This is a genomic window from Vibrio kagoshimensis, from assembly GCF_050337535.1.
In the GTDB taxonomy this organism is placed as follows: Bacteria; Pseudomonadota; Gammaproteobacteria; order Enterobacterales; family Vibrionaceae; genus Vibrio; species Vibrio gallaecicus.
Map to the genome: position 1 here is coordinate 287,921 of NZ_JAKJSZ010000004.1, position 22,057 is coordinate 309,977.

Consider the following 22,057-nt stretch of genomic DNA (forward strand, 5'->3'; position numbering starts at 1 on the left):
ATATGCCAGATTCTAAGCCGTCTACTCTGGTTAATATTCCTCTAAAAGTAGCCGCATTTGCGGCTATTGCTTTATCTGTATTTCAAATATGGCAAGGAATAACGGCTGAAATATCAGCACCAGTCTTCAGACCCGTACATTTAAGCTGGGTCATTGTTCTCGTCTTCTTGACTTATCCATTGTTCATGCGTCATCAAGAGTCCGCTTTATTTAGATTGGGACGCATTATTGATTTTAGTTTTTCAGTCGCTCTGATATGGGCTACCTGGAGAATTGCCAATTTTGATTACGATGACATCATGTTTCTTATCGAAGGTGTCAATGGTGCCGACAAGCTTGCAGGTTGCATAACCATTGTCTTATTGCTTGAAGCTACACGTCGAACGGTTGGCCTTGTCATGGTTTCAATCGCGCTTTTGTTTTTAGCATATGCAATGTTTGGTAACTACTTGCCAGCCCAGGTAGCCAGCAATGGATTTCCATTAGAAGATATTATTCGATTCCATATTTTTTCAACGAATGGGGTATTTGGCGCACCTCTTGCGATTGCCGCAGGCGTGGTATTTATTTTCGTTTTATTCGGCGCTTTCCTACAAGTCACAGGTGCCGGCAATTTCTTCATTGATAGTGCGTTTGCGATTGCTGGGAAATACAGGGGTGGACCTGCGAAAGCCAGCGTTATTTCATCCGCTGCATTAGGATCTATCTCTGGTTCTGCCATTGCAAATACCGTAACAACTGGTTCGTTAACCATTCCAATGATGAAAAAGCTCGGCTATAAGCCCGAGCAAGCGGCAGGGATTGAAGCGGCAGCTTCAACAGGTGGGCAAATAATGCCACCGGTTATGGGCGCTGGAGCATTTGTTATGGCTCAATTCACAGGCATTCCCTACAGTGAAATATTAGTTGTTTCTATCATGCCAGCCATCCTCTACTTTGCTTGCACCCTGCTATATGTGCACATTATGGCGTGTAAGCTTGGGTTACGTGGGATGGAAACCTATGAAAAGCTTAGCGTTGTCATGGAGCGTGGCTGGCACTTCCTCGTTCCATTAATACTTATCACTGCATTACTAATGATGAGCTATTCGCCCGTATTAGTTGGTATTGCAGGGTGCGCAGCAATTCTAGTTGCGTCCATGCTGCGTAAACATAGCAGAATCACTTTAAGTCTGTTCCTAGAAGGCATGAAGCAAGGGGCGCTATTAGCGCTGCCAATTTCGGTTGCGTGCGCTACGGCTGGTATTGTGGTGGGTGTTGTTGGGCAAACAGGTATTGGTTTACAGTTTACTCAATTCTTGATTTCGCTCTCTGGCGGTCACCTGTTTACTGCCCTTGCATTAATCGCAGTGGCGGCTGTAATCCTTGGTATGGGGCTCCCTGTTACTGCCGCCTATATTGTTCTGTCGATCATGGCAGTGCCTACTCTACTTGATTTTGGGGTTGGGTTATTGGCCGCACACATGATTGTCTTTTGGCTATCACAAACTTCAAATGTTACACCACCAATAGCACTCGCAGCTTTTGCAGGAGCCGGTATTGCCAAATCATCCCCTATGAAATCTGCCGTTCAAGCTTTCAAATTAGCACAAGGGTTTTTCCTTATCCCAATGATGATGGCTTTTTCTGGCTTAATCTGGGTCGATGGCGAGGTTGGTTCATTTGCGATTGCGACCATTAGTACCATTGCTTTAATCATTGCTTTTGCAGGTAGTATTGAGGGCTATATGTTCGGCTACTTAACCAAAATCGAGCGAATTTTATGGTTATTGGTAGCGGTATGTATGGTGCTCGGATCAAACCTGATTGAGTTTGCTGCAATGGGGTTATTAGCCGTACTTATGGTATGGAACATTAAGAAAGGAAAAGCAAAAGTTACCGTAACACCAGCGACTTAACTCTTATTAGAACTTTACCTTTTGTGCACAGCGCATTAAAGTTCGACTGGAAAACTTAACGCAGGCAGCAGTGATGAACGATTACTGCTGCCTGCGCTATTATCCCCACTTTATAGTTTTTTCGCCTACCCTTATTCATTGTTTTTATTAACTTTACTCTAATTACTTCCTTTCTATTCTTGTCAATTCGTCTATCAATAACTCAACCTGAATACTCATTTATCGTAACGACAAATAAGTCGAATTGTTCACATGCACAATTAGGACTATATAAGTGCTCCTTTTTATAGTCTGGATACAAACACATGAATCAAATGATCGACTCACTAGCAACCCAAGGTTATTACCTATGGGATGGCTTCTTAACGCCCAAAGAAGTGACCGATTTGAGGGACTGCATTCCAGACGATTGGAAGAAAGCACGAATTGGGCGTAATGACGAAGTTGTGAGAGAAGCCGAGATTCGTAGCGATAAGATTCAATGGTTACGTAGAGGCATGGGGACGCCTGTTCAAGAGTTTCTAGATAAAATGGAAGCCATTCGCCTTGCTGCTAACCAAGCTTTCTTCTTGGGTTTATTTGAATATGAAGCTCACTTTGCTAAGTATGAAAAAGGTGACTTTTACCAAAAGCATTTAGATTGTTTTAAAGGAAATGAAAATCGCCGTTTGACTACAGTCTTCTATATGAATGACGAATGGTCTGAAGAAGATGCTGGAGAGTTAGTGGTGTACGACTTAAATGACAAACACATTGCAACAATTCCTCCAAAAGCTGGCCGCTTACTGATTTTCTTGTCAGAGCAATTTCCACACGAAGTTCTACCAACTAATACAGAACGCTTCAGTATTGCAGGATGGTTTCGAATTAATGGCGTAAAAGATAACCAATTGGATATTGCACATTAAGACCAAAGGTAACGGTAGGAGCTAAACACCACTGCGAGTTTACTCTGTTAAATTCTATTATTTGGGATTAGCCTAACAGTTGAGCTAGGTCTTGTAAGGTATACAGTGGTGACAGTTAGATTTTTCTTAATAGCGTACTATTCGACTTTCTGACAAACCTCTAAAAATACAATTAGATATGTCAGTTATACTTGTCTATTTTCCGATTTAGTTTCTGATCTGATCCAGTGCGAACCGATCATCTCAGCTAAAAAATAAAAGCAGTTAGCCATATTCTTCAGTTAAGGATTCAATATGTCACCTATCATTGTTGGTCATCGTGGTGTGTCAGGTACTCATCCAGAAAACACTCGAGCGAGTATCCAAAATGCGATAGATCTTGGTCTTTCATGGATTGAAGTTGATATACAACCAACTAAAGATGATGTGTTAGTCATTTGCCACGATCACAACTTAGAACGTTGTAGTGATGGTAAAGGTCGATTAGATGAACACACTTTGGCTGAATTGAAACAATTAGATTTTGGTAGTTGGTTCTCGTCTGAGTTTGCAGGGGAACAACTCTTAACGCTTTCGGAATTATTAGAGTTAGCCGAGCATTCTAAGCTCCAAGTGAATTTAGAGATTAAAATCGATACACACGATCCTGCTCATGTTGTGGCTCTGTTAGCTCAGGAACTTGCATCGACTACTTTACCAAGTAGCCAGTTACTGCTTTCCAGCTTCAGCCACGATGTTATCGAAGAACTCGCACAACATTGCTCTCAATTTCGTATTGGGCTCATCACTGAAAGCTTATCAAACCAAGATAAAGCGGCATTAATAAAAAATAAAGCATTCAGTTGTCATTTGAATTATCAAAATCTCACCAATGAACAGCTAGATTACCTAACAAATTTGGGCTTTGAAGTATGGTGCTACACAGTAAACCATAGTGATACTTTTCCATTAATGAATAAAGTAAACGCCATATTCACTGATTTCCCGACTCGCTTTACCAAAACGCAATAAATGGATAGCCCGTATTCATTGTCACAGCTTTGATAGGCACTAATGTGGCAATGAATAGATAAATACTAGTCAACCATCAATATCAATTGTTGCTTTCAATCGAACCATTTTGAGTTTCCCATGGACATTATCCTTAGCTCCACTTTTCCAGCACTCTTTGCTATTTTCATTTTCGCAGCGATGGTGAGGGGGTTTTCAGGCTTTGGTTTTACCTTAGTCGCTTTACCACTCAGCGCTTTGTTCATGCCAGTTATTGAATTGGTTCCTGTATTCATGCTGATCGACTTACTCGGTAATGTTCAATTGCTTCCTAAGGTGCGCCGTCATGTAGATTGGAAATGGGTTGCTAAAGTTTTTATACCTTGTTTAGTCTTCACACCTGTCGGTTTGCTTCTGCTGAAATCCGTAGAGCAAGACACAATAGTCTTAATTATTAGCGTATTTATATTTGCTTCTGCACTAATGATTCAAAAAGGTTTTCAATACTCTAAAGAGCCTAAATTTGCCCCCTTTATTCTCGGAAGCTTAGCGGGAGTCATGAATGGCGCCGCTTCAATGTCTGGACCTCCAGTGGGTGCCCATGCCCTGGCTAGCCCAGTTGCACCACACATCGCACGAGCAGGATTGATCGCCTTTTTCGTTCTTGCGGATTCGAGTGCCTTTGTTTCTGCTTCTATTGCGGGTTTGGTCAACAGTAATATTGTCATTCTAACTGCCGCCTTGCTACCCAGTAGCATGCTAGGAGGTTATTTAGGGAGTCAACTATTTGAAAGGTATGGCGGGGAAAAGTTTAAACCGGTTACCGTGATACTGCTAATCACCATAGCCATATTCAGTATACTGAGAGTGATCTAAAGGGCTAACAAGCTTAAGAGAAATCACTAAATATTAGATACTGGTGACAAACTAATTGTCCAATTACTCCTTCTAACGCAATTAATAAAGCATTAGTGCTCGTTATTTAACACAAATGAGTAGATTAAATTTAAGCTCGTTATCGCCAAGATCTAGTGAGTAACTGGCTAAACGAGCTTATGCTATATATTAAATCGCTTTTTATTTAACTTGAAGCACTAAACCATCATTGGTTTCAAGAAGCGTATAATTTTTATTACTGTCACATTCAACCTGATAGCCTTTTACATTCGTAGCAACTTTAAAGTCAGTAATCTGTGAACACTCAATACCGCCATCTTGAATAACTTCTAATGCAGAAATGATATTTTGTGCATCTGTACTGATGCTTGGAATTTCAATATCTGGCAGGCCAAAAGCCATAACATTAAAAGATGTGATCAAAGTTGCGGAAACAATAAATGATTTTTTCATAGTAAGCTCTTTATTATAAATTTCGAAGGAAAATATACGGAGCAATATATTTAATCAATATATATTAACTTTGACATTTCACATTCATGATCTCTATCACCCATATTACAAATGATTTGAAATACAAAATCCTTTCAGTGATCAATGTAGCAATTGTTAAATTAATCTTTATTATCATATATTTAAAAAATTAATTTTATAAATTTTGCATATACCGTTAAAACAAACATGAATTACAACGTCATTAATGAGGTTTCATCACAGGTAAGGTTGTCCATATTCTAAAATTAAGCATGTTAATCAAAATCATTTATGCCTGCTCATATAGACCACACAAGACTCAAGGCAAATTAGATCAATAGTTCACCATTCAATATATATAGGTGTCCCCATCTCAACAATATTTATAAAATCATCTAACTGTTCATTTGTAATTGCAATACAGCCATTGGTCCAATCAAAACTCTGGATAAAAAGTGGCGAACGAGATTCACCGTTCTTTAAGCCATGAATTTTTATATCACCGCCAGCTAACTCACCTCGCTTCTTTGCTTCTTGAGTGTCACTATAATTAGGGTAACTAATATGGACAGAACGATAGAAGCTTGAGTCTTCAGTGACATATTCTAAGATATACCGACCTTCAGGTGTCCGATTATCACCTTCAACTTGCTTATGCCCCTTAGGTTCATCCCCTAGTGCAATCCTATATTCACGGATGACTTCTTTACCACTCAACAGATACATACGTCTCTTTGATTTATCCACTAGAACCAAAGTGATCGTATTTTTTGTCGAGCCACCTTTCAGCGCTTGGTTGCTGTCTAAAGGGAGTGATTTGGCTAAAGGTTGCTTCTTAAACACTGTCTTCTTAAACACAGGCTTATTAACAGTTATCGGTTTGGGATGCTCATAATTAAGTGAAGATGGGTCCGGGATTTGGGATTCTGGAATATCTAATTGCGAGAAGATGTGTGAGGAAGTATTAGCTTTAGAATGAATTACTTTTGAAGACTGTGTTAGCCAGTCTTCAGATGCTTTATCTTTAGCAAAAGTATTTGCCGTTATCAGTAGTAAACATAACAAAGATAAAGCAAATTTAAATGGCATTAAGCCTCCAGATTCATCGACATGGTTCGTGATTGTGTTTCTAATCCAAGAGACTCATAGAAAGCTTGAGCCTGTTGGTTAAATTCCATCACCTCAAGTCGCATTTCAATGGCACCCTCTGATTGAGCCCATTCCTTAAACTTCAACATTAAGGCTTTACCAACCCCTTTATTTTGTATGGTATCTCGCACCACAATAGTATTCACTCTGCCAATTTTATGAGGTTGGATAAAACTCACACCGCGATTTTGAGACACTTTGCCAACAACGAAGCCGACGACTTGGTTATCACTTACGGCAACGTAAAAAACACCTTGGCGATCAATCATTAAACTTAGCCAATATTCTTCGCTGTCAACGAGACACATACTCGGTGAAGCAAACACCATTGGTGCCCCTGCATGATGCTGACGATTAATTTGGTCAGACAGTTCAAGAATAGACCGAATATCCGCCACTTTCGCAATACGTATTTGCATAACAACCACTTACAATGAATTCTCAATTACCATAGCAAAATCTCATGCAATGCCCAACCAACAAACCTACGCTTTATTCCGGTCACTTAAATTAATGAACTTAATGCCATTCTCTTTTATTTTAGAGTGTTAATATACTTTCTACATTAACCTTTGAGCCAAAAGATCGGCGCAAAGTCAGCGTGCTCTTCAATACAATACACAAATTAGGTAGCTCAACATGATTAGACTTGCCGTCATTGGTACCAACTGGATAACACAAAAATTTGTACAAGCCGCTTTAGGCACCATGAGCTTTCAACTCAGTGCGGTATATTCACGATCGCTCTCTAGTGCAAAAGATTTCGCAGATGAGTTTGTGACAGCTTCTGCCGACATTTGTCTATTTGATAATTTAGATGAGTTAGCCAAATCGGACAACGTAGATGCCGTGTATATCGCTTCTCCAAACTCTCTACATGCGGAGCAAGCGATGTTGATGATGGACAATGGTAAGCATGTCATTTGTGAAAAGCCAATCGCATCAAACCTCGAACAGGCGCTTCAAGCCGTTGAAAATGCCGAACGTAATCAAGTCGTATTTTTTGAAGCATATAAATCGGAGTTCCTACCTAACTTTAAACAAATCCAAGCAGGGGTAGCTAAAATTGGTCGTCTGCACAAAGCACACCTTAGCTACTGCCAATACTCCTCTCGCTACCAAAAGTATTTGAATGGCGAAAACCCGAATACTTTTAACCCAAAGTTTTCTAATGGATCTCTTATGGATATAGGCTTCTATTGTGTTTCCGCAGCAGTGGCTCTTTTTGGAAAGCCGACTAAAGTGCAAGCCTCAGGAGTATTGCTTAATTCAGGAGTAGATGGGCATGGTGACGCGATATTTTCATACCCAGAATTTAACGTAACCCTATCACACTCAAAAGTGTCTGATTCACACCAACCAAGTGAGATTCAAGGTGAGAATGGTTCTATCATCATTGATCACATAGCCGAATGCACTAAGGTCACGATTGAATATAGAGATGGTAGAACCGAAGAGTTAAGTGTCGAGCAAGCCGATAACTCTATGAGCTATGAAGCAGAAGAGTTTGCTCGCAGAATTAAGCAGAAAGACTTCACACGTGACAAGCGTGCCTTGATTGTTTCGGAAATTACCACAGAAATGAGAAAGCAGATTGGTGTTCAATTCCCTGCCGATGCCGAATGACACATCATCATAACCATTTACACTATGGAAACATCAAACTAGCTTGATGTGCACTCTTGTTAAAATGAAGGTCTATTAAAAAATCACCTTCAAAATATAAGCCCCTAATTAAATAATAATCAGGGGCTTTTCATATCGTAAACCTTCACAAAACACTAAAAAACTATTTATTCCCTTGAGACAAACGAATACTCACTAGGCTCGCAACCATAATGGCTAAATAAAAGCTGCCTAAAATAGCCTCTAAGAAAACAAAGAATTGAGCCACTGGCAATGTAGGTGAAATGTCGCCATATCCGACCGTTGTTAAAGTTATAAAACTAAAATACAGCACGTTGAATAAATTCGCTAACCAGGGTTTATGCTCTAAACCATTAAAACCCTGCGGATAAATTTCCAGTACCAATAAGTAGAGGAAGGTCCAAGCAAGCCCCATTAATAAATAGATGCAAATTGAACCAATAATATGGTTTTTAGTTACCTCTCTAACCAACATCACTTGCTTCAAAGCCGAGTAAATATGTGAAAAAAGGAACATCAATAAGGCTGCGAGAGTGAGAATAGATAAGTCATAATCTTCAAAAAATGACAGCATACCCGATACTGCTGCTGTCACCAGCAAGAAGCCGTACAATGAACGATAGATTGTCCGCTCACGATTGATTCCGGCAATAGATACCGCCAGCGTCACAATAATCAAACCCAGCACTGTTTTTTGCCCTTCTGGATAGTATTGCTGCATGACAGAGCAGCCAAAAAACAGCACCAATAAAGCAAAGAAAAGAAACTGAAAATTATCGTCTTTAGTGAAGCGTTTCATTACTTCACCTCTTCAGGTTCTGCCTCTAACCACGCCACAAGTAACTTATAGGTCAGGCTCAAAATAACAGCGCCAACAAATAAGCCCACAATGCCAGACATTGCCATTCCACCAAGAGCACCAAGCAGAATAACCAGCATCGGAATATCTGAACCCCGGCTAAGTAGCATCGGCTTCAAAATTGCGTCACTACCACTCACTAAAATACACCACACTAAGAACAAACCCGCGGCAACCGTTGAGTCACCGCTAAACATAAAAATAATTGGTGGTAACAGAGCAAGGATAGGTGGCAATTGAATAATCGCCACTAGGAAAACCGCTAGTGCCCAAAATGCAGCAGCAGGCACACCCGCGATGACTAAACCTATTACCGATAAAATAGACTGTATAACTGCCACGCCAAGACCCCTTGAACCACACTTCTCACAGTGGATTTAGACAGCTGGACAAGCGCTTCACCGCTTTCACCTGTTAAACGTTTCGCTAATTTAACAATCCCAACTTGGCAGCTTTCCGCGTTACTCATAAACACACCAGCAATGATGGTCGAAATAATAAATTGAACAAAGCCGCCACCAACAGAGCCAACAATGGAAGCCATTTTCGCTCCGTAGATTTTTATTTCCTCAGCGTATTTCACCATTGCCCCTTCAATATTTGAAGAAGCAAACACCAACCCAGAATACAGTTTGTCACCGACTAGCGGGATGTCTTGTAACGCCGTTCGAGGTTTTGGAATAGCAAGCGTGCCATCTTGCAGACCTGAAATCACTTCTGAAGCACTGGTGAATAGACCCGATGACAAGGCACCCAATGGGATCAGCAATAACAGCACCCCAACCAAACTGAGCATGCCACTTGCTTTGCCTTTCGATAAGCCAGTTTTGTTATGAATGACGATAACCACAGGGTACAATGCGGTAGCGATGATCCCTCCCCAAGCCACTAACAAAATGAAGGGGCGAAGTATTGAAAAACACCAATAAATAAGAACGGCAATAACAGCGATTTTTATTGCCGCATCAATCGCTTGCTGTGAAGAGTTACTTGAAAATTTCATATTACATCCTTGTAATGTATTTTAAAGCGAGCGTTATAAAAACTTCCAACGTCTAGTTTCTAAAAACATGGAAGCCAATATCATATATACACCAATAAGAAGCAGCTGAAATATCCTAACGAATGTATTGCTATCAATATCCCCAGAGCTCATTAATGTGCTGCCAATAAGTACTAATAACGTGCTGAATGCGGTAGCAAAAATAGGGGCTTTAGCTGGGACGGTATAAATTTTACGGGCAATAATAATAGCAATCAGCCCAATGAATATGGAATAAAAGATAAGATTTGGCACGACCGACAAAATAGAAAATGCCGCAATCGCCAATAACCCACCAATACCATTACTGATCACTAAAAAGGCACTGAGCTTTATCGACTTTTCTGCCGTTATCATCAAAGACAACAACGCAATGAACATCATGGTAAGCAAGGCTTCAGATATTTGGAATATGAAGAAAAAGCACACCACAGGAAAAGAAATGATCATCGCTCTAAATGCGGCATACCACCTTTCTTGTTTGGAGATTGGAGGTTTGGCAAAGCCTGCAAACCTCGCTTTAGGCTCAGGAAAGTAGATATGAACTAAGGCAAAGATCCCCACCGCCACAGCACCAGAAGTAGCAAGCCCTGAAGCAAGGAATAATGATACGCCCGGGTTTGAAATTGCCATAAACGGCAGCATCAATACTGCAATTAATAAAATGGTTCCGAAAAGATTCCACTTTGGGTCCGTAAATAGGTAATACCCCCAAAGCATCATCAACCCGACCAAAATCAACAGTGGGATTGGATAATGGGTTATACCTCTCGACAGTAATAACCCAAGCGCCATTGTGACTAACATAGCCAACAATAACTCATACACCGTTTCTTTATGGAGCGCCGGTTTATCGACTAAAAACTTTGCCGTAAATACAGGTGCAACAAAGGCTAATGGCCAGTTAATCCACGCAGCCAAAAAGACCGATAATGTCACACCTACCGTGTAACGCAGAATACGAGTTTGAGTTTGCTCGTCTACTACGTCGCTCAGCGCAGGATTATTATCTGACATAAGACAAAACACTTAGTAAGCGAATCCAAGCCTTACCAATTAAATTGAAAATGGTGTTATCGCCACTGTATACAATTACATCAGCTTGACCACCTACACGCAGCATGCCTTCCACTTCGCTTCGGTCAAATTCAATGAGAATTGGCAGCATTTGAGTTTGGCGTAACCAGCCAGTTTGTTGGTTAGCTTGAGCAAGTTTGCCAGCCTGTGAGTTTTGCCCCCAATCAACCCCCCAATCAACACTCATCACCTTACCTTTCACCACTCTGCCAGGTGCGAAATCAAGGGCAATTTCCACTTCATCGCCAGTCGTGACATTGCCTAGGCTGTTTTCACGAAAGTAAGCTTCAATCCAAATATCATCAGTTGAAACAAAAGTCATGATTGGGTTACCAGGTGATGCGTAAAAACCTTCTGACAAGCTGAAGTTAGATACGCCACCTTGTGTTGGAGCCTTGATCACCGTTCTTTCTAAGTTAAGTTGCGCTTGTTCAAGGGCCAATAAAGCCGCTTTAATTTGGCTGTTGTCTTCACCATCTTTACCCAGTTGTTGCTTAGCTTTCTCTAGATCCGCTTCTGCATTCACCACCGCAGCTTTAGATGTCGCGAGTGCCGCTCGGGCTTTATCAGCATCAGATTTCGAAACAACGCCTTTATCCGCCATGTCTAGAACTCGTTTAGCCTGAAGCTGAGTGTTTTGACGCTCAACCATCGCCGAAGTCAACCTTGCTTGCGCCGAAGCAATATTGGCAGTTTGCGCCCCGACATTTTGCCCTGCAATCTCTAGGTTTTGCTCTGCTTGATGAACCGCAATTTGATAGTCAGATGGATCTAAAATGGCAAGTACATCCCCTTCTTGAACCAATTGATTAGGCTGCACTTGAATATCTAATACTGTGCCTGCAACTTGAGGCTTGATTGGAACAATATAACTTTTTAAACGGGCATTATCGGTGATGGGGATGATACGGTCCGATACGATGCTAAAAAGTAAAACGGCGGCGACAAAAATAAGAAGATAGTTAGTTACCTTGCGTACTTTATCTTTTTTCTGAACAGCCTGAGCTTGCGCTTCTGAGCCTTGAATGTCGTCATTTACTTCTGACATACGATTCCCTTCCTATGAACTAAAATCAATAAAATTAACTAGTTAAATATATACTTAGAATGCGAAAACTCAAGAAATTAACTATAAGCTTATAGAGCATGTTATAACATTTAGTATATATACCGAATAATTGCCGGGTTGAATCAAGGAGAAACTTAATATGAAGAACAATGCCTATGAGGTTCCAGTTATTCAAACCGATTATGCCAAAATACTCGTTCAGGTTTTTTCTGAATATGGGTTCGATCTCCACCAGTTGCTTATCGACTCTGGCTTACCATCTGATTTATTCCAAATGAACAGTGATTTTGTGCCTTCGGAATCAATCAAACGTCTGATATTTTTAACCTCTAGCCAATTAGGAGTCACTCAGTTTACTGACATATTAGCGCTCTCATTTAGGCAAAGAATCATCCCAAATGTTCTTCATCAATTCGTTGCCTATGAAACAATTGGCGATGCCCTCATGAATATCGATACCATTTTTGAAAACGACTCACCTGGAAGCAAAATCGAATTCACTGAAGAACACGGGCAGCATTGGTTTACCCGAAATACACATTATGTTGATTCACCATCGTTCGCCTGGAGTGAAGCTTTTGCCATTATCTATATTAAAGAATTAATACAGATCCTCACCCGCACTCAATGGCACCCAACTAAAATAAAGTTACATACTAAGCAAATAGATATTATAAAAAGTATCGCACCATCCAATTGCCAGTTATTCATAGAGCAAGGTAAAACTTCGATTTATATTCCGGAAAAAATTCTCAACTTACCCATTCAGTTATCTTCCAAAGAATTAAGCGCAAAGCCCTCTATAATTGAATGGCATACCAGTTTTACAGACAGTGTTTTTGAATTGCTTAAGCCATACGTAAATGAACAAAACTTAACTATTGAACAAGCAGCAGAGCTCCTCAACTTCTCAGTAAGAACTCTTCAACGAAAGCTAAAAAATGAAAATACATCCTTTAGAAAATTGAAAGAGAGTTTAATGTTCTCAGTAGCCTGCGAATTAATGGAGGAAGAACACTCATTAACTTATATATCAGCACAGTTGGGCTACAGTAATATTTCTCATTTTTCCAGAGCATTTAAAAGAGTGTCAGGGTTAACTCCAAGGATTTACCAACGTTCAATCACCCCGTCACCTTTGATATCATAAATTTCGAATAAGTCTATACGACTCGATCCAATTCATTTATTCCTTAGTAATAGGATAAATTACACTTAATTCGCATAAGGTATAACTACTAAATATATTAATAACATCCTTAATTTTACTAATTTAAAAATAATTCATTTTGCAAAAAACTTGCAAGATCAATATCTAAAGAAAGCTCAGAAACATCTTTAACTAGGCAGTAAACAATCATAAACATTCTCTCTATAATTAAATTTTCAGTTAATTATCCTTTATATTTCCCATAACTACTTACCATTACGCGCCATACATAAAATAAAACTTATTATTTAAAAACAACAATTTAATGGTTGATATTATGGATATTTAAATATAAGTTTATATGAACGATTTATTAGAAGGCATGATTATGAGCAATATTGAAAAAGTATATGGATTTAATACACCTCAACGATTATTTGTTGGTTATTCTTTAGCAGTATTAGTTGATTTAACGGTTTTAAATTTCTTTGATGAATACTGGGAATTTGTAAATATTGAATCCTTCACAATATCATTTGCGGCTGCAATTTTACTTCAATTACTATTGAAGTTATCAATTGGGCTAGAGCATAAGATTGCTGACTATTTCAAATCTAAGCCAGGTACAGCTCCTAAAGTGCTTAGAGGGGTATCGACTTATATTATTTTAGTCGGGTCTAAATTCGTTATGCTAGAGGCTATCAACATAATGTTCGGTGACAAAGTCGACTTCTCAGGCCCTTGGAATGGTGTTGTCGCATTCTTCGCAGTTGTGTTCGCTATCTTAGTTTCAGAAATCATCATATCCAAAATCTACTTTGCGCTAGACGATACAGATAAAACCTCTGAGCAGGGAAGATAAATCCATACTAGTTAATCATTTACTAGAAATATAGCTTGTAGAACTAGAACTAGAACTAGAACTAGAACTAGAACTAGAACTACTAGAATTTAAGCCTTTGGTCTGAGATTAAAGGCTTTTTTGTTGTCCACACAGTTAAACAAAACTTATAAAGCAATTAGAACTAATAGTCGTTGATAGTTTTTCTTGCTAAGAAGTTCACTATGGCTAAACTGCAATGAGTATGCTGTTTCCATTTAATTTCATGAACAATTGGGTCATGTGTGTAATTGAGATAGCTCACTCTTTACTTAAACTGCCTTGGTAAATAGTCTGGTTTATCTTCAGGGCGACGTTCTCTTTTCCCAGCAATGATTCGGTTTTTACCAATTCCAACCTTAATTTGATACCAGGTTTCTAAAAATAGCGCCAAACCGGGGCTTGTCCACCATGTTTTGTGATACAGCTTTTTTGTAGCAGCTAATACATCAGGAGATCGTTCAATACATTCTTGAGCGAGTTTATAAGCTTCAGCGTACGGATCTTCAGCTATTTTAGTCACTAGCCCATAATCTTTAGCTTGTTGGCTATCGATGACTTTGGCTGTCATCGCCATTTCTAATGTGTGGTCTTGACGCATTAATTCTCGAAACGCCAACGCGCCACCCATATCCGGAATCAGCCCCCATTTGGCTTCCATAATAGAGAAGTTAGCATCTGGGCTAGCAATACGAAAATCCCCACCACTGGCAAGCTGTAAACCACCACCCCAGCACCTTCCATGAATCGCGAAGATCACAGGGCAAGGAATGTCTCGCCAGCCAACAGAAAAACGCTGGGCATCATTAGGTAAAGTAGGCCACCACTTAAATAATAATTTGAGTGCACCTGTCTTACTTGTCAGCAATGATTTTACGTCCAAGCCCGAGCAAAAATCGCTGCCATCACCTTTTACAATAACGGCGCGTACCTGCTTATTACGGCTTAACGATTTCGTGAGATGATTGACGGCTTGAAACATCGGCATATCAATCGCATTGAGTTTATCTGCTCGATTAAGGATCACGGTCGCGATTTGGTTATCATCAATGGTACAAGTCACACGAGGTTGCTCAGACATAGTCCTACTCTAATTAAGAAGTCGTACCAGTAACATATACAAAGATTTAACATTTAGAAAGGAAGCACTTTCAACGTAGAGATGGTGGTCAAAAAACAAACACTCTAGAAACAAAAAAGCCGACCCAATGGATCGGCTTCTGAATTTTGCCGCGACGTTTTTAACCGTCACTTATCAATATTTAATCGTCACTTATCAATCTGACGACCCGATGCCCAAGCGTACATCAACTCAAGTGCCACCGTCGCACCTGCCAATGCGGTAAGGTCACTGTGATCATAAGGTGGCGAGACTTCGACCACATCCATACCCACAATGTTCACACCCGCTAGACCTCGAAGTATCTTAAGCACTTTATCTGAATTCAAGCCACCGCATACTGGTGTTCCCGTACCCGGTGCAAATGCAGGATCTAGGCAATCAATATCGAACGTTACATACACAGGCTTGTCAGCAATAATTTCTCGAATACGAGCTACGATATCATCAGCATTCAGATCGTTAGCTTCCATCGCATTGATGACATTAAAACCATGATCTTGCTTGTCATATTCTGTGCGAATACCAATTTGAACTGAATGCTTAGGCGAGATAAGCCCTTCATTCGGTGCATGATAAAACATAGTGCCGTGATCATAATTACTGCCATTGGCATACGTATCAGTATGTGCATCAAAATGAATCAATGCCATTTCACCGTGATGCTTTGCGTAAGCGCGTAAGATTGGCAATGTGATAAAGTGATCGCCACCTAAAGCCAGCATGGTTTTGCCACTTTTTAGTATTTCATTGGTTGCCGCTTCTAAACGATAAGTGAAGTCTTCAGCGTCACCACAATCAAAGACTAAATCACCAGCATCAATGACCTTGGCACGATCAAATACGTTGAAATCCCAAGGGAATTTATTACCTTCCCACGCTAAATTTACCGATGCACGGCGAATAGCATCAGGTCCCATTCGAGCACCTGGTCGACCTGACGTTGCCATGTCCAGCGGTACACCTAACACAACAAGATCCGCATCTGATGATATTGGATTCCGAAGATAAGGCTGGCGCATAAAACTCATCGAATTCGAGTAAAGCGAATAATCAGTTTTAGTGAACAAATCATTCATTTAGAAATCCTCTAAATAGGTGTAACCCGCTAGGCCACCTTCTAATTCTTGTAGTATTGTTTGCTGTTCTTTTACGTCTACACGTTCCGCAACAAGCTCACGATAATTATCACGAATCTTATCTACATCAATGTGGACATAACGCATCATGTCTTCAACAGTATCGCCTTCGTCTACTCGCTCGATAACCGCTTCACCATTCTCATCAACAGTCACCACGGCACTGTGAGTGTCTCCAAATAGGTTATGCATATCACCAAGAATCTCTTGGTATGCGCCCACTAAAAAGAATCCCATTAAGTACGGCTTATCTGCGTTCCAAGCGGGCACTGGTAGAGTCGTTTCAATGCCCTGACCTTCCACGTATTGATCAATGGCACCATCTGAGTCACAAGTGATATCTAGCATCACAGCACGACGATCTTCTACTTCTTCCAAACCAGACAATGGTAAAACAGGAAATACCTGATCAATACCCCATGCATCTGGCAGGGATTGGAACAAAGAAAAGTTCACGAAAAACTTATCAGCCAACCGCTCATTCAACTCATCCAAAATTGGACGATGGAAACGATTTTTAGTACTCATCTGGCGGCTGAGTTCAAAGTAAATTCTCAGCGCTAACTGCTCTGCCCACGCTCTTTGCTGTAGGTTCAAAACTCCTGTAGCAAACTGCGAGTGCACTTCAGCCAAGTCACTTTGCGTGTCATTGTAAATTTCAATCAACGCACGAGCATCGCTGCCATCTTGAAGGTTTTCCCAGTTACGCCACATGTTTTGTAATAGCGTTGGAGAATCTTCTTCTAAAGCATGAATGTCTTCCGGATGATAAGCTTCTGTCCCGATCACATTGGTGATCAGCACGGCATGGTGCGCCGTCAAAGAGCGTCCCGATTCCGAGATAATCACAGGTACAGGCTGCTGATATTGCAGGCAGACATCACCGACTGTGCTCACAATATTACGAGCGTACTCAATCAAGCCATAGTTCATAGAGCTTGAAGACTGGCTACGTGTTCCATCGTAGTCGACCGCTAAACCGCCACCGATATCGAAGTATTTGATATCAGCCCCCATACCACGCAGTTCACAGTAAAAACGCGCTGATTCATTCACACCGTTTCGAATGTCACGAATATTCGCCATTTGTGAACCAAGATGGAAATGGACAAGCTGCATCGCTTCCAATTGGTCTTCTTGTTTAAGGCGCTCAATTACCGTAAGCACTTGCGATGCAGAAAGCCCAAACTTAGACTTTTCACCCCCGCTTGACTGCCATTTACCTGCGCCTTGAGAAGCTAAGCGAATACGAATGCCCAAACGTGGTTTTACGCCTAGGCTCTGCGCTTCCTTAAGCACTAGATCAAGCTCTGAAAGCTTCTCTAGCACGATAAAAACTTTGTGCCCGAGCTTTTCACCGATTAATGCTAAGCGAACATATTCTCTGTCTTTGTAGCCATTACATACGATAACCGAACTCGCTTTTTGAGCCAGAGCAAGCACCGCTAAGAGTTCCGGTTTGCTGCCCGCTTCTAGACCAAGTTGCTTAGTTTCTAGCTGAGCTTGGCTTTCTAAAATCTCATCAACCACTTCTTTTTGCTGGTTCACTTTAATCGGATAAACCAACAAGTAATTATTCTGATATTGGTATTCTTCAATCGCTTGGTTAAACGCCTGACACACCCCATGCACACGTTGGTGCAGTATTTGAGGGAATCGAACCAGTACCGGCAGGTTTAGCTGCTTTTGTTCAAGCTGGGAAACGATATTACTGAGAGGAACCTGGTGCGCATTGTCACTACGAGGTGATACATAAACCTCACCTTGGTTATCGATACCATAGAAGCCTTGGCTCCAGTAATGAACGTTGTAATCAGCGCGAACACGGTCTAGTTTAGAAATGTTTTCCACATCTAATCTCACATTTAGCAGGGAGAATAAAACATGAATCAGAAGGTCCTGAAATCATACCCGACACAGTGTTTTACACTTTCAAAAACTCTGTGGCGGGCACATTAACGGATAATTTGCAGATAGAATCCAACAAAACAATTTTGTCGTAACGACAAGCAATTTAAGTAACCAAGCCCCGCTTACGGTACAAGGTTATCACCTGCCAAATTTGATAGAAAATTAATACATTGAAGCCATTAATCTCAAATAAATTAAAAAATCGGAGTGTTAAAAATCAGAGCTCATAGTTAATTAGAGTTCTTATTGGATTAGAGGCATTAATGAGTAAAAAGCATCAAAGTAATCGCCTTCTTAAGCCTGTTCGCTCAAGGATTCGAGTTGAAATCTCTTCCACCGACAGTGATGACGTATTGATATAAGGCACCGCTTCTCGGCGGAACATTGCTTCTACGGTTTGTAATTCATAGGCACATTGCGAGTCACTAGCGTAGTCACTGCCCGCTAAACGGTTCTCACGGATCTCTGTCAGGCGCTCTGCATCTATGGTTAAACCAAACAATTTGTGCCTATAAATCTCAAACTCCGGTAATAACTTCAAACGCGCTAAATCATCATGAATGAATGGGTAATTCGCGACTCTCAAGCCAAACTGCATTGCCATATAGAGGCTAGTTGGTGTTTTACCACTGCGAGAGACGCCGAGCAAAATAATATCGGCTTCTTCTAACCCTTTTAATGTGATGCCATCATCATGGGCTAACGTATATTCAATAGCAGCAATCCTATCAAAATACTTATCAGAATCTTTATTCACGCTACGCGAACGTTGCAATTTTGGCTTGGGAGCCATCTGAATATCGTCTTGTACTTTTTGGACAATGCTTTCCAGTACGTCATAACAATGTGCAGGAGCTGTCAGCAACTTGGTTTTAATGTCCGGAATAACAATAGAGAAAAACACCAAAGGCTCGATACCTGTAGTGCGATAGGAAATATCGATTTCTTTTAATAAGTCAGAAAGTTTGTCTTCACTTTCGACAAACGGGAAGGTTTTTTCATTAGCTTCGAATGGAAATTGACCTAGAACAACATGCCCTAAAGTCTCACATGTTATGGCCGTTCCATCAGAAACATAGAATACATCACGACTTTGAATATCAATTTGCATATTTTATTTAATTTTTAAAATTATTTTGAGTAGGATGAACACCATAATATCGATAATAAAACCCTGCTGACTATTACGTCCCCCACAGCTTTGAAAAATATCTTCGTTTTTTTTAGCTTCTGACGTAATCGTTTGCCTTTTAAATCCCTACAATGCTTGCGAGAAACAAATGCAAAATAATACTCTTTGGTTTAATGGTCTATCCATGGAAGATGTCGACAAAGTCGGCGGTAAAAATGCTTCACTTGGCGAAATGGTTTCTAACCTAGCCAACGCTGGCGTATCTGTACCTAATGGTTTTGCTACCACATCTTATGCGTTTAATAACTTTCTTGACTACAAAGGTCTTGATGAGCGTATCCACCAACTTCTTGATGAACTTGATGTTGAAGACGTTGACGCACTGCGTAAGACAGGTGCAACGATTCGACAATGGGTTCTAGACGCGCCATTCCCAGAATCACTAGAGCAAGATATCCGAGATAACTACCGCGAACTGATTGAGGGCAACGAAGAATTGTCTGTTGCGGTTCGTTCATCGGCAACGGCTGAAGACCTTCCAGATGCTTCTTTTGCAGGTCAGCAAGAAACCTTCCTTAACGTGAAAGGTATCGATGCAGTTATAGAAGCGACTAAACACGTCTTCGCATCACTCTTTAACGACCGCGCTATCTCTTACCGAGTACACCAAGGCTTTGATCACCGAGGCATTTCATTGTCTGCGGGTATCCAGCGTATGGTTCGCTCAGACAAAGCCGCTTCAGGTGTTATGTTTACTCTTGATACTGAGTCAGGCTTCGACCAAGTAGTGTTCATCACCTCTTCTTGGGGGCTTGGTGAAATGGTCGTACAAGGAGCTGTGAACCCAGACGAGTTCTACGTCCACAAGCCAATGCTAGAAGCGGGGCATTACCCAGTCGTTAAAAAGACGTTTGGTTCTAAGTTGATCAAGATGATCTACTCAACCAATCAAGAGATCGGCAAGCAAGTTGATATCATCGACACCGATACTCAAGAACGTAACGAGTTCTCATTAAACGATGAAGAGATCAAAGAATTAGCAAAACAAGCGATGATCATCGAGAAGCACTACCAACGTCCGATGGACATTGAGTGGGCAAAAGATGGTATCGACGGCAAGCTTTACATCGTTCAAGCTCGTCCTGAGACAGTATGTTCTCAAAGTGACCAAAACGTCATTGAACGTTACGAGCTAAACAACAAAGCGGATGTCTTGGTTGAAGGTCGCGCTATCGGTCAACGTATCGGTTCTGGTCCTGTACGCTTGGTTGACTCGCTAGACCAAATGTCACTGGTTCAAGATGGTGACGTACTGGTAACCGACATGACAGACCCAGACTGGGAACCTGTGATGAAGAAAGCTTCTGCGATTGTCACTAACCGTGGTGGCCGTACTTGTCACGCAGCCATCATTGCTCGTGAACTCGGTATCCCTGCAATTGTTGGCTGTGGTACAGCAACAAGTAGCCTAAATGATGGCGACACCGTGACAGTGTCATGTTCAGAGGGTGAAACAGGCTACGTTTACAACGGCGAACTCGACTTTGAGATCAAACGTTCTGAGGTTGATGAGCTACCAATGCTGCCAACCAAAGTCATGATGAATGTCGGTAACCCAGACCGTGCCTTCGACTTTGCACAAATCCCGAATGAAGGTGTTGGTCTTGCTCGTCTGGAATTCATCATCAACAAGATGATCGGTATTCACCCGAAAGCTCTGCTGAACTTTGATGAACAAACGGAAGAGATCAAAGCGGAAATCAACGAACGTATTCGTGGCTACAAAGATCCAATCGATTTTTATGTAAGCAAGCTAACAGAAGGCATCGCGACTATCGCTTCCGCGTTCTGGCCTAAGCGAGTAATCGTGCGTATGTCTGACTTTAAGTCGAACGAATACAGCAACCTTGTTGGCGGTAAAACATTTGAACCACATGAAGAGAACCCAATGCTGGGCTTCCGTGGTGCATCTCGCTACATCTCCCCGGTATTTGAAGACTGTTTTGAGCTTGAAACTCAAGCGCTAAAACGCGTTCGTAACGAGATGGGACTGAAAAACGTTGAAATCATGATTCCATTCGTTCGTACTCCAAGCGAAGCGGCATCTGTTATCGACATTCTGGCTAAGTTCGACCTGCGTCGTGGCGACCAGGGTCTGAAAGTCATCATGATGTGTGAGCTACCATCAAATGCAATTTTAGCGGATGAGTTCTTGAAATACTTCGATGGCTTCTCTATCGGTTCAAACGACATGACTCAACTGACTCTTGGTTTAGATCGTGATTCAGGTGATGTTGCGCACCTATTTGACGAGCGTAACCCTGCGGTTAAAGCGATGCTAAAAATGGCTATCGATGCCGCGGCTAAGGCAGGTAAATACGTGGGTATTTGTGGCCAAGGTCCATCTGACCATGACGACCTAGCCGAGTGGTTGATGGAGCAAGGCATCAGCTCTGTTTCACTAAACCCAGATACGGTTATCGACACATGGTTGAAACTGGGTACTGTAGCCAGTAAATAACGCTTCAGGCGATACCTAAACCACAAAAGCCAGTCACGATGACTGGCTTTTTTAATGACGCTTCATCCATACAAAATATTATTGGCTTTCCTTTAAATACTACGTCATCAGATCAACATTAGCCGCAACCTAGTTAGACCTAAAAGATAGAACTAGTAACTATTATTGGTATCAAGCTAACCTTACGTTATCCT

At 41.1% G+C, this 22,057-nt stretch carries 18 protein-coding genes and 1 pseudogene; 8 read left to right on the forward strand and 11 right to left on the reverse strand.

Features of this window, described 5'->3' with window-relative positions; genetic code table 11:
• Nucleotides 1-2 precede the first annotated feature (2 nt).
• From L4C37_RS04810 to L4C37_RS04825, 4 genes are all read left to right on the forward strand, one after another.
• Nucleotides 3-1,898, forward strand: coding sequence for a TRAP transporter permease (locus tag L4C37_RS04810; protein WP_429768031.1), 1,896 nt, complete (start codon nt 3-5; stop codon nt 1,896-1,898).
• Nucleotides 1,899-2,203: 305 nt separating this feature from the next.
• Entirely contained in the window at nt 2,204-2,806 is a 603-nt protein-coding gene (locus tag L4C37_RS04815) for a 2OG-Fe(II) oxygenase (RefSeq protein WP_137373640.1), read from the forward strand.
• A gap of 294 nt (nt 2,807-3,100) precedes the next feature.
• Nucleotides 3,101-3,817 carry a glycerophosphodiester phosphodiesterase family protein gene (locus tag L4C37_RS04820; RefSeq protein WP_273296641.1) on the forward strand — a complete coding sequence of 239 codons (717 nt, stop codon included), beginning with the start codon at nt 3,101-3,103 and terminating at the stop codon, nt 3,815-3,817.
• A 120-nt stretch (nt 3,818-3,937) separates the two neighbouring features.
• Complete coding sequence (locus L4C37_RS04825; RefSeq protein WP_137373638.1) at nt 3,938-4,672, forward strand: sulfite exporter TauE/SafE family protein; 735 nt, start codon at nt 3,938-3,940, stop codon at nt 4,670-4,672.
• A gap of 201 nt (nt 4,673-4,873) precedes the next feature.
• Here L4C37_RS04825 and L4C37_RS04830 read toward each other — a convergent pair whose 3' ends face one another.
• From L4C37_RS04830 to L4C37_RS04840, 3 genes are all read right to left on the reverse strand, one after another.
• Complete coding sequence (locus L4C37_RS04830; protein ID WP_429768032.1) at nt 4,874-5,146, reverse strand: hypothetical protein; 273 nt, start codon at nt 5,144-5,146, stop codon at nt 4,874-4,876.
• A gap of 363 nt (nt 5,147-5,509) precedes the next feature.
• Nucleotides 5,510-5,956 (reverse strand): L,D-transpeptidase family protein, encoded by a 447-nt coding sequence (locus tag L4C37_RS04835; protein WP_429768044.1) that lies wholly within the window; start codon nt 5,954-5,956, stop codon nt 5,510-5,512.
• Between the two features lie 299 nt (nt 5,957-6,255).
• Nucleotides 6,256-6,735 carry a GNAT family N-acetyltransferase gene (locus L4C37_RS04840; RefSeq protein ID WP_137373635.1) on the reverse strand — a complete coding sequence of 160 codons (480 nt, stop codon included), beginning with the start codon at nt 6,733-6,735 and terminating at the stop codon, nt 6,256-6,258.
• 220 nt (nt 6,736-6,955) lie between these two features.
• Here L4C37_RS04840 and L4C37_RS04845 point away from each other — a divergent pair, with 220 nt between their 5' ends.
• On the forward strand, nt 6,956-7,942 hold the full coding sequence (locus L4C37_RS04845) for a Gfo/Idh/MocA family protein (protein WP_429768033.1): 987 nt from the start codon (nt 6,956-6,958) through the stop codon (nt 7,940-7,942).
• Nucleotides 7,943-8,105: 163 nt separating this feature from the next.
• Here L4C37_RS04845 and L4C37_RS04850 read toward each other — a convergent pair whose 3' ends face one another.
• From L4C37_RS04850 to L4C37_RS04865, 4 genes and pseudogenes are all read right to left on the reverse strand, one after another.
• Entirely contained in the window at nt 8,106-8,762 is a 657-nt protein-coding gene (locus tag L4C37_RS04850) for a potassium channel family protein (protein ID WP_372265535.1), read from the reverse strand.
• A pseudogene (locus tag L4C37_RS04855) lies at nt 8,762-9,825 on the reverse strand (AI-2E family transporter). Before L4C37_RS04855 ends, L4C37_RS04850 begins: the two are co-directional and overlap by 1 nt.
• Nucleotides 9,826-9,858: 33 nt before the next feature.
• Entirely contained in the window at nt 9,859-10,881 is a 1,023-nt protein-coding gene (locus L4C37_RS04860; protein WP_372265539.1) for a DUF2955 domain-containing protein, read from the reverse strand.
• Entirely contained in the window at nt 10,871-11,989 is a 1,119-nt protein-coding gene (locus L4C37_RS04865) for an HlyD family secretion protein (RefSeq protein ID WP_372265540.1), read from the reverse strand. Before L4C37_RS04865 ends, L4C37_RS04860 begins: the two co-directional genes overlap by 11 nt.
• A gap of 160 nt (nt 11,990-12,149) precedes the next feature.
• On the opposite strand from L4C37_RS04865, the gene L4C37_RS04870 reads away from it, so the two are divergent.
• On the forward strand, nt 12,150-13,160 hold the full coding sequence (locus tag L4C37_RS04870; protein ID WP_429768034.1) for a helix-turn-helix domain-containing protein: 1,011 nt from the start codon (nt 12,150-12,152) through the stop codon (nt 13,158-13,160).
• A gap of 388 nt (nt 13,161-13,548) precedes the next feature.
• Entirely contained in the window at nt 13,549-14,022 is a 474-nt protein-coding gene (locus L4C37_RS04875; protein ID WP_429768035.1) for a hypothetical protein, read from the forward strand.
• Nucleotides 14,023-14,308: 286 nt separating this feature from the next.
• On the opposite strand, the gene L4C37_RS04880 is transcribed toward L4C37_RS04875, so the two are convergent.
• The 4 genes from L4C37_RS04880 to ppsR form a co-directional block, all read right to left on the reverse strand.
• Nucleotides 14,309-15,121 carry a crotonase/enoyl-CoA hydratase family protein gene (locus tag L4C37_RS04880; RefSeq protein WP_429768036.1) on the reverse strand — a complete coding sequence of 271 codons (813 nt, stop codon included), beginning with the start codon at nt 15,119-15,121 and terminating at the stop codon, nt 14,309-14,311.
• 188 nt (nt 15,122-15,309) lie between these two features.
• The gene (speB, locus tag L4C37_RS04885; protein WP_429768037.1) at nt 15,310-16,239 is read right to left on the reverse strand and encodes an agmatinase; all 930 of its coding nucleotides are present in this window, start codon (nt 16,237-16,239) and stop codon (nt 15,310-15,312) included.
• Nucleotides 16,240-18,150, reverse strand: a complete 1,911-nt coding sequence (gene speA, locus L4C37_RS04890) for an arginine decarboxylase (RefSeq protein ID WP_273295067.1) — start codon at nt 18,148-18,150, stop codon at nt 16,240-16,242.
• Nucleotides 18,151-18,487: 337 nt separating this feature from the next.
• Nucleotides 18,488-19,321, reverse strand: coding sequence for a posphoenolpyruvate synthetase regulatory kinase/phosphorylase PpsR (ppsR, locus tag L4C37_RS04895; RefSeq protein ID WP_429768038.1), 834 nt, complete (start codon nt 19,319-19,321; stop codon nt 18,488-18,490).
• 169 nt (nt 19,322-19,490) lie between these two features.
• On the opposite strand from ppsR, the gene ppsA reads away from it, so the two are divergent.
• Nucleotides 19,491-21,863, forward strand: a complete 2,373-nt coding sequence (gene ppsA, locus L4C37_RS04900) for a phosphoenolpyruvate synthase (protein ID WP_137373629.1) — start codon at nt 19,491-19,493, stop codon at nt 21,861-21,863.
• Nucleotides 21,864-22,057 lie beyond the last annotated feature (194 nt).

Bases quoted from the DNA above. Each gene is read 5' to 3' on its own strand.
- L4C37_RS04825 (WP_137373638.1), top strand. From the start codon at position 3,938: ATGGACATTATCCTTAGCTCCACTTTTCCAGCACTCTTTGCTATTTTC.
- L4C37_RS04880 (WP_429768036.1), bottom strand. From the start codon at position 15,121: ATGTCTGAGCAACCTCGTGTGACTTGTACCATTGATGATAACCAAATC.
- L4C37_RS04845 (WP_429768033.1), top strand. From the start codon at position 6,956: ATGATTAGACTTGCCGTCATTGGTACCAACTGGATAACACAAAAATTT.
- ppsA (WP_137373629.1), top strand. From the start codon at position 19,491: ATGCAAAATAATACTCTTTGGTTTAATGGTCTATCCATGGAAGATGTC.
- L4C37_RS04840 (WP_137373635.1), bottom strand. From the start codon at position 6,735: ATGCAAATACGTATTGCGAAAGTGGCGGATATTCGGTCTATTCTTGAA.
- L4C37_RS04850 (WP_372265535.1), bottom strand. From the start codon at position 8,762: ATGAAACGCTTCACTAAAGACGATAATTTTCAGTTTCTTTTCTTTGCT.
- L4C37_RS04820 (WP_273296641.1), top strand. From the start codon at position 3,101: ATGTCACCTATCATTGTTGGTCATCGTGGTGTGTCAGGTACTCATCCA.
- L4C37_RS04875 (WP_429768035.1), top strand. From the start codon at position 13,549: ATGAGCAATATTGAAAAAGTATATGGATTTAATACACCTCAACGATTA.
- L4C37_RS04830 (WP_429768032.1), bottom strand. From the start codon at position 5,146: ATGAAAAAATCATTTATTGTTTCCGCAACTTTGATCACATCTTTTAAT.
- L4C37_RS04860 (WP_372265539.1), bottom strand. From the start codon at position 10,881: ATGTCAGATAATAATCCTGCGCTGAGCGACGTAGTAGACGAGCAAACT.
- L4C37_RS04865 (WP_372265540.1), bottom strand. From the start codon at position 11,989: ATGTCAGAAGTAAATGACGACATTCAAGGCTCAGAAGCGCAAGCTCAG.
- L4C37_RS04810 (WP_429768031.1), top strand. From the start codon at position 3: ATGCCAGATTCTAAGCCGTCTACTCTGGTTAATATTCCTCTAAAAGTA.
- ppsR (WP_429768038.1), bottom strand. From the start codon at position 19,321: ATGCAAATTGATATTCAAAGTCGTGATGTATTCTATGTTTCTGATGGA.
- speB (WP_429768037.1), bottom strand. From the start codon at position 16,239: ATGAATGATTTGTTCACTAAAACTGATTATTCGCTTTACTCGAATTCG.
- L4C37_RS04870 (WP_429768034.1), top strand. From the start codon at position 12,150: ATGAAGAACAATGCCTATGAGGTTCCAGTTATTCAAACCGATTATGCC.
- L4C37_RS04815 (WP_137373640.1), top strand. From the start codon at position 2,204: ATGAATCAAATGATCGACTCACTAGCAACCCAAGGTTATTACCTATGG.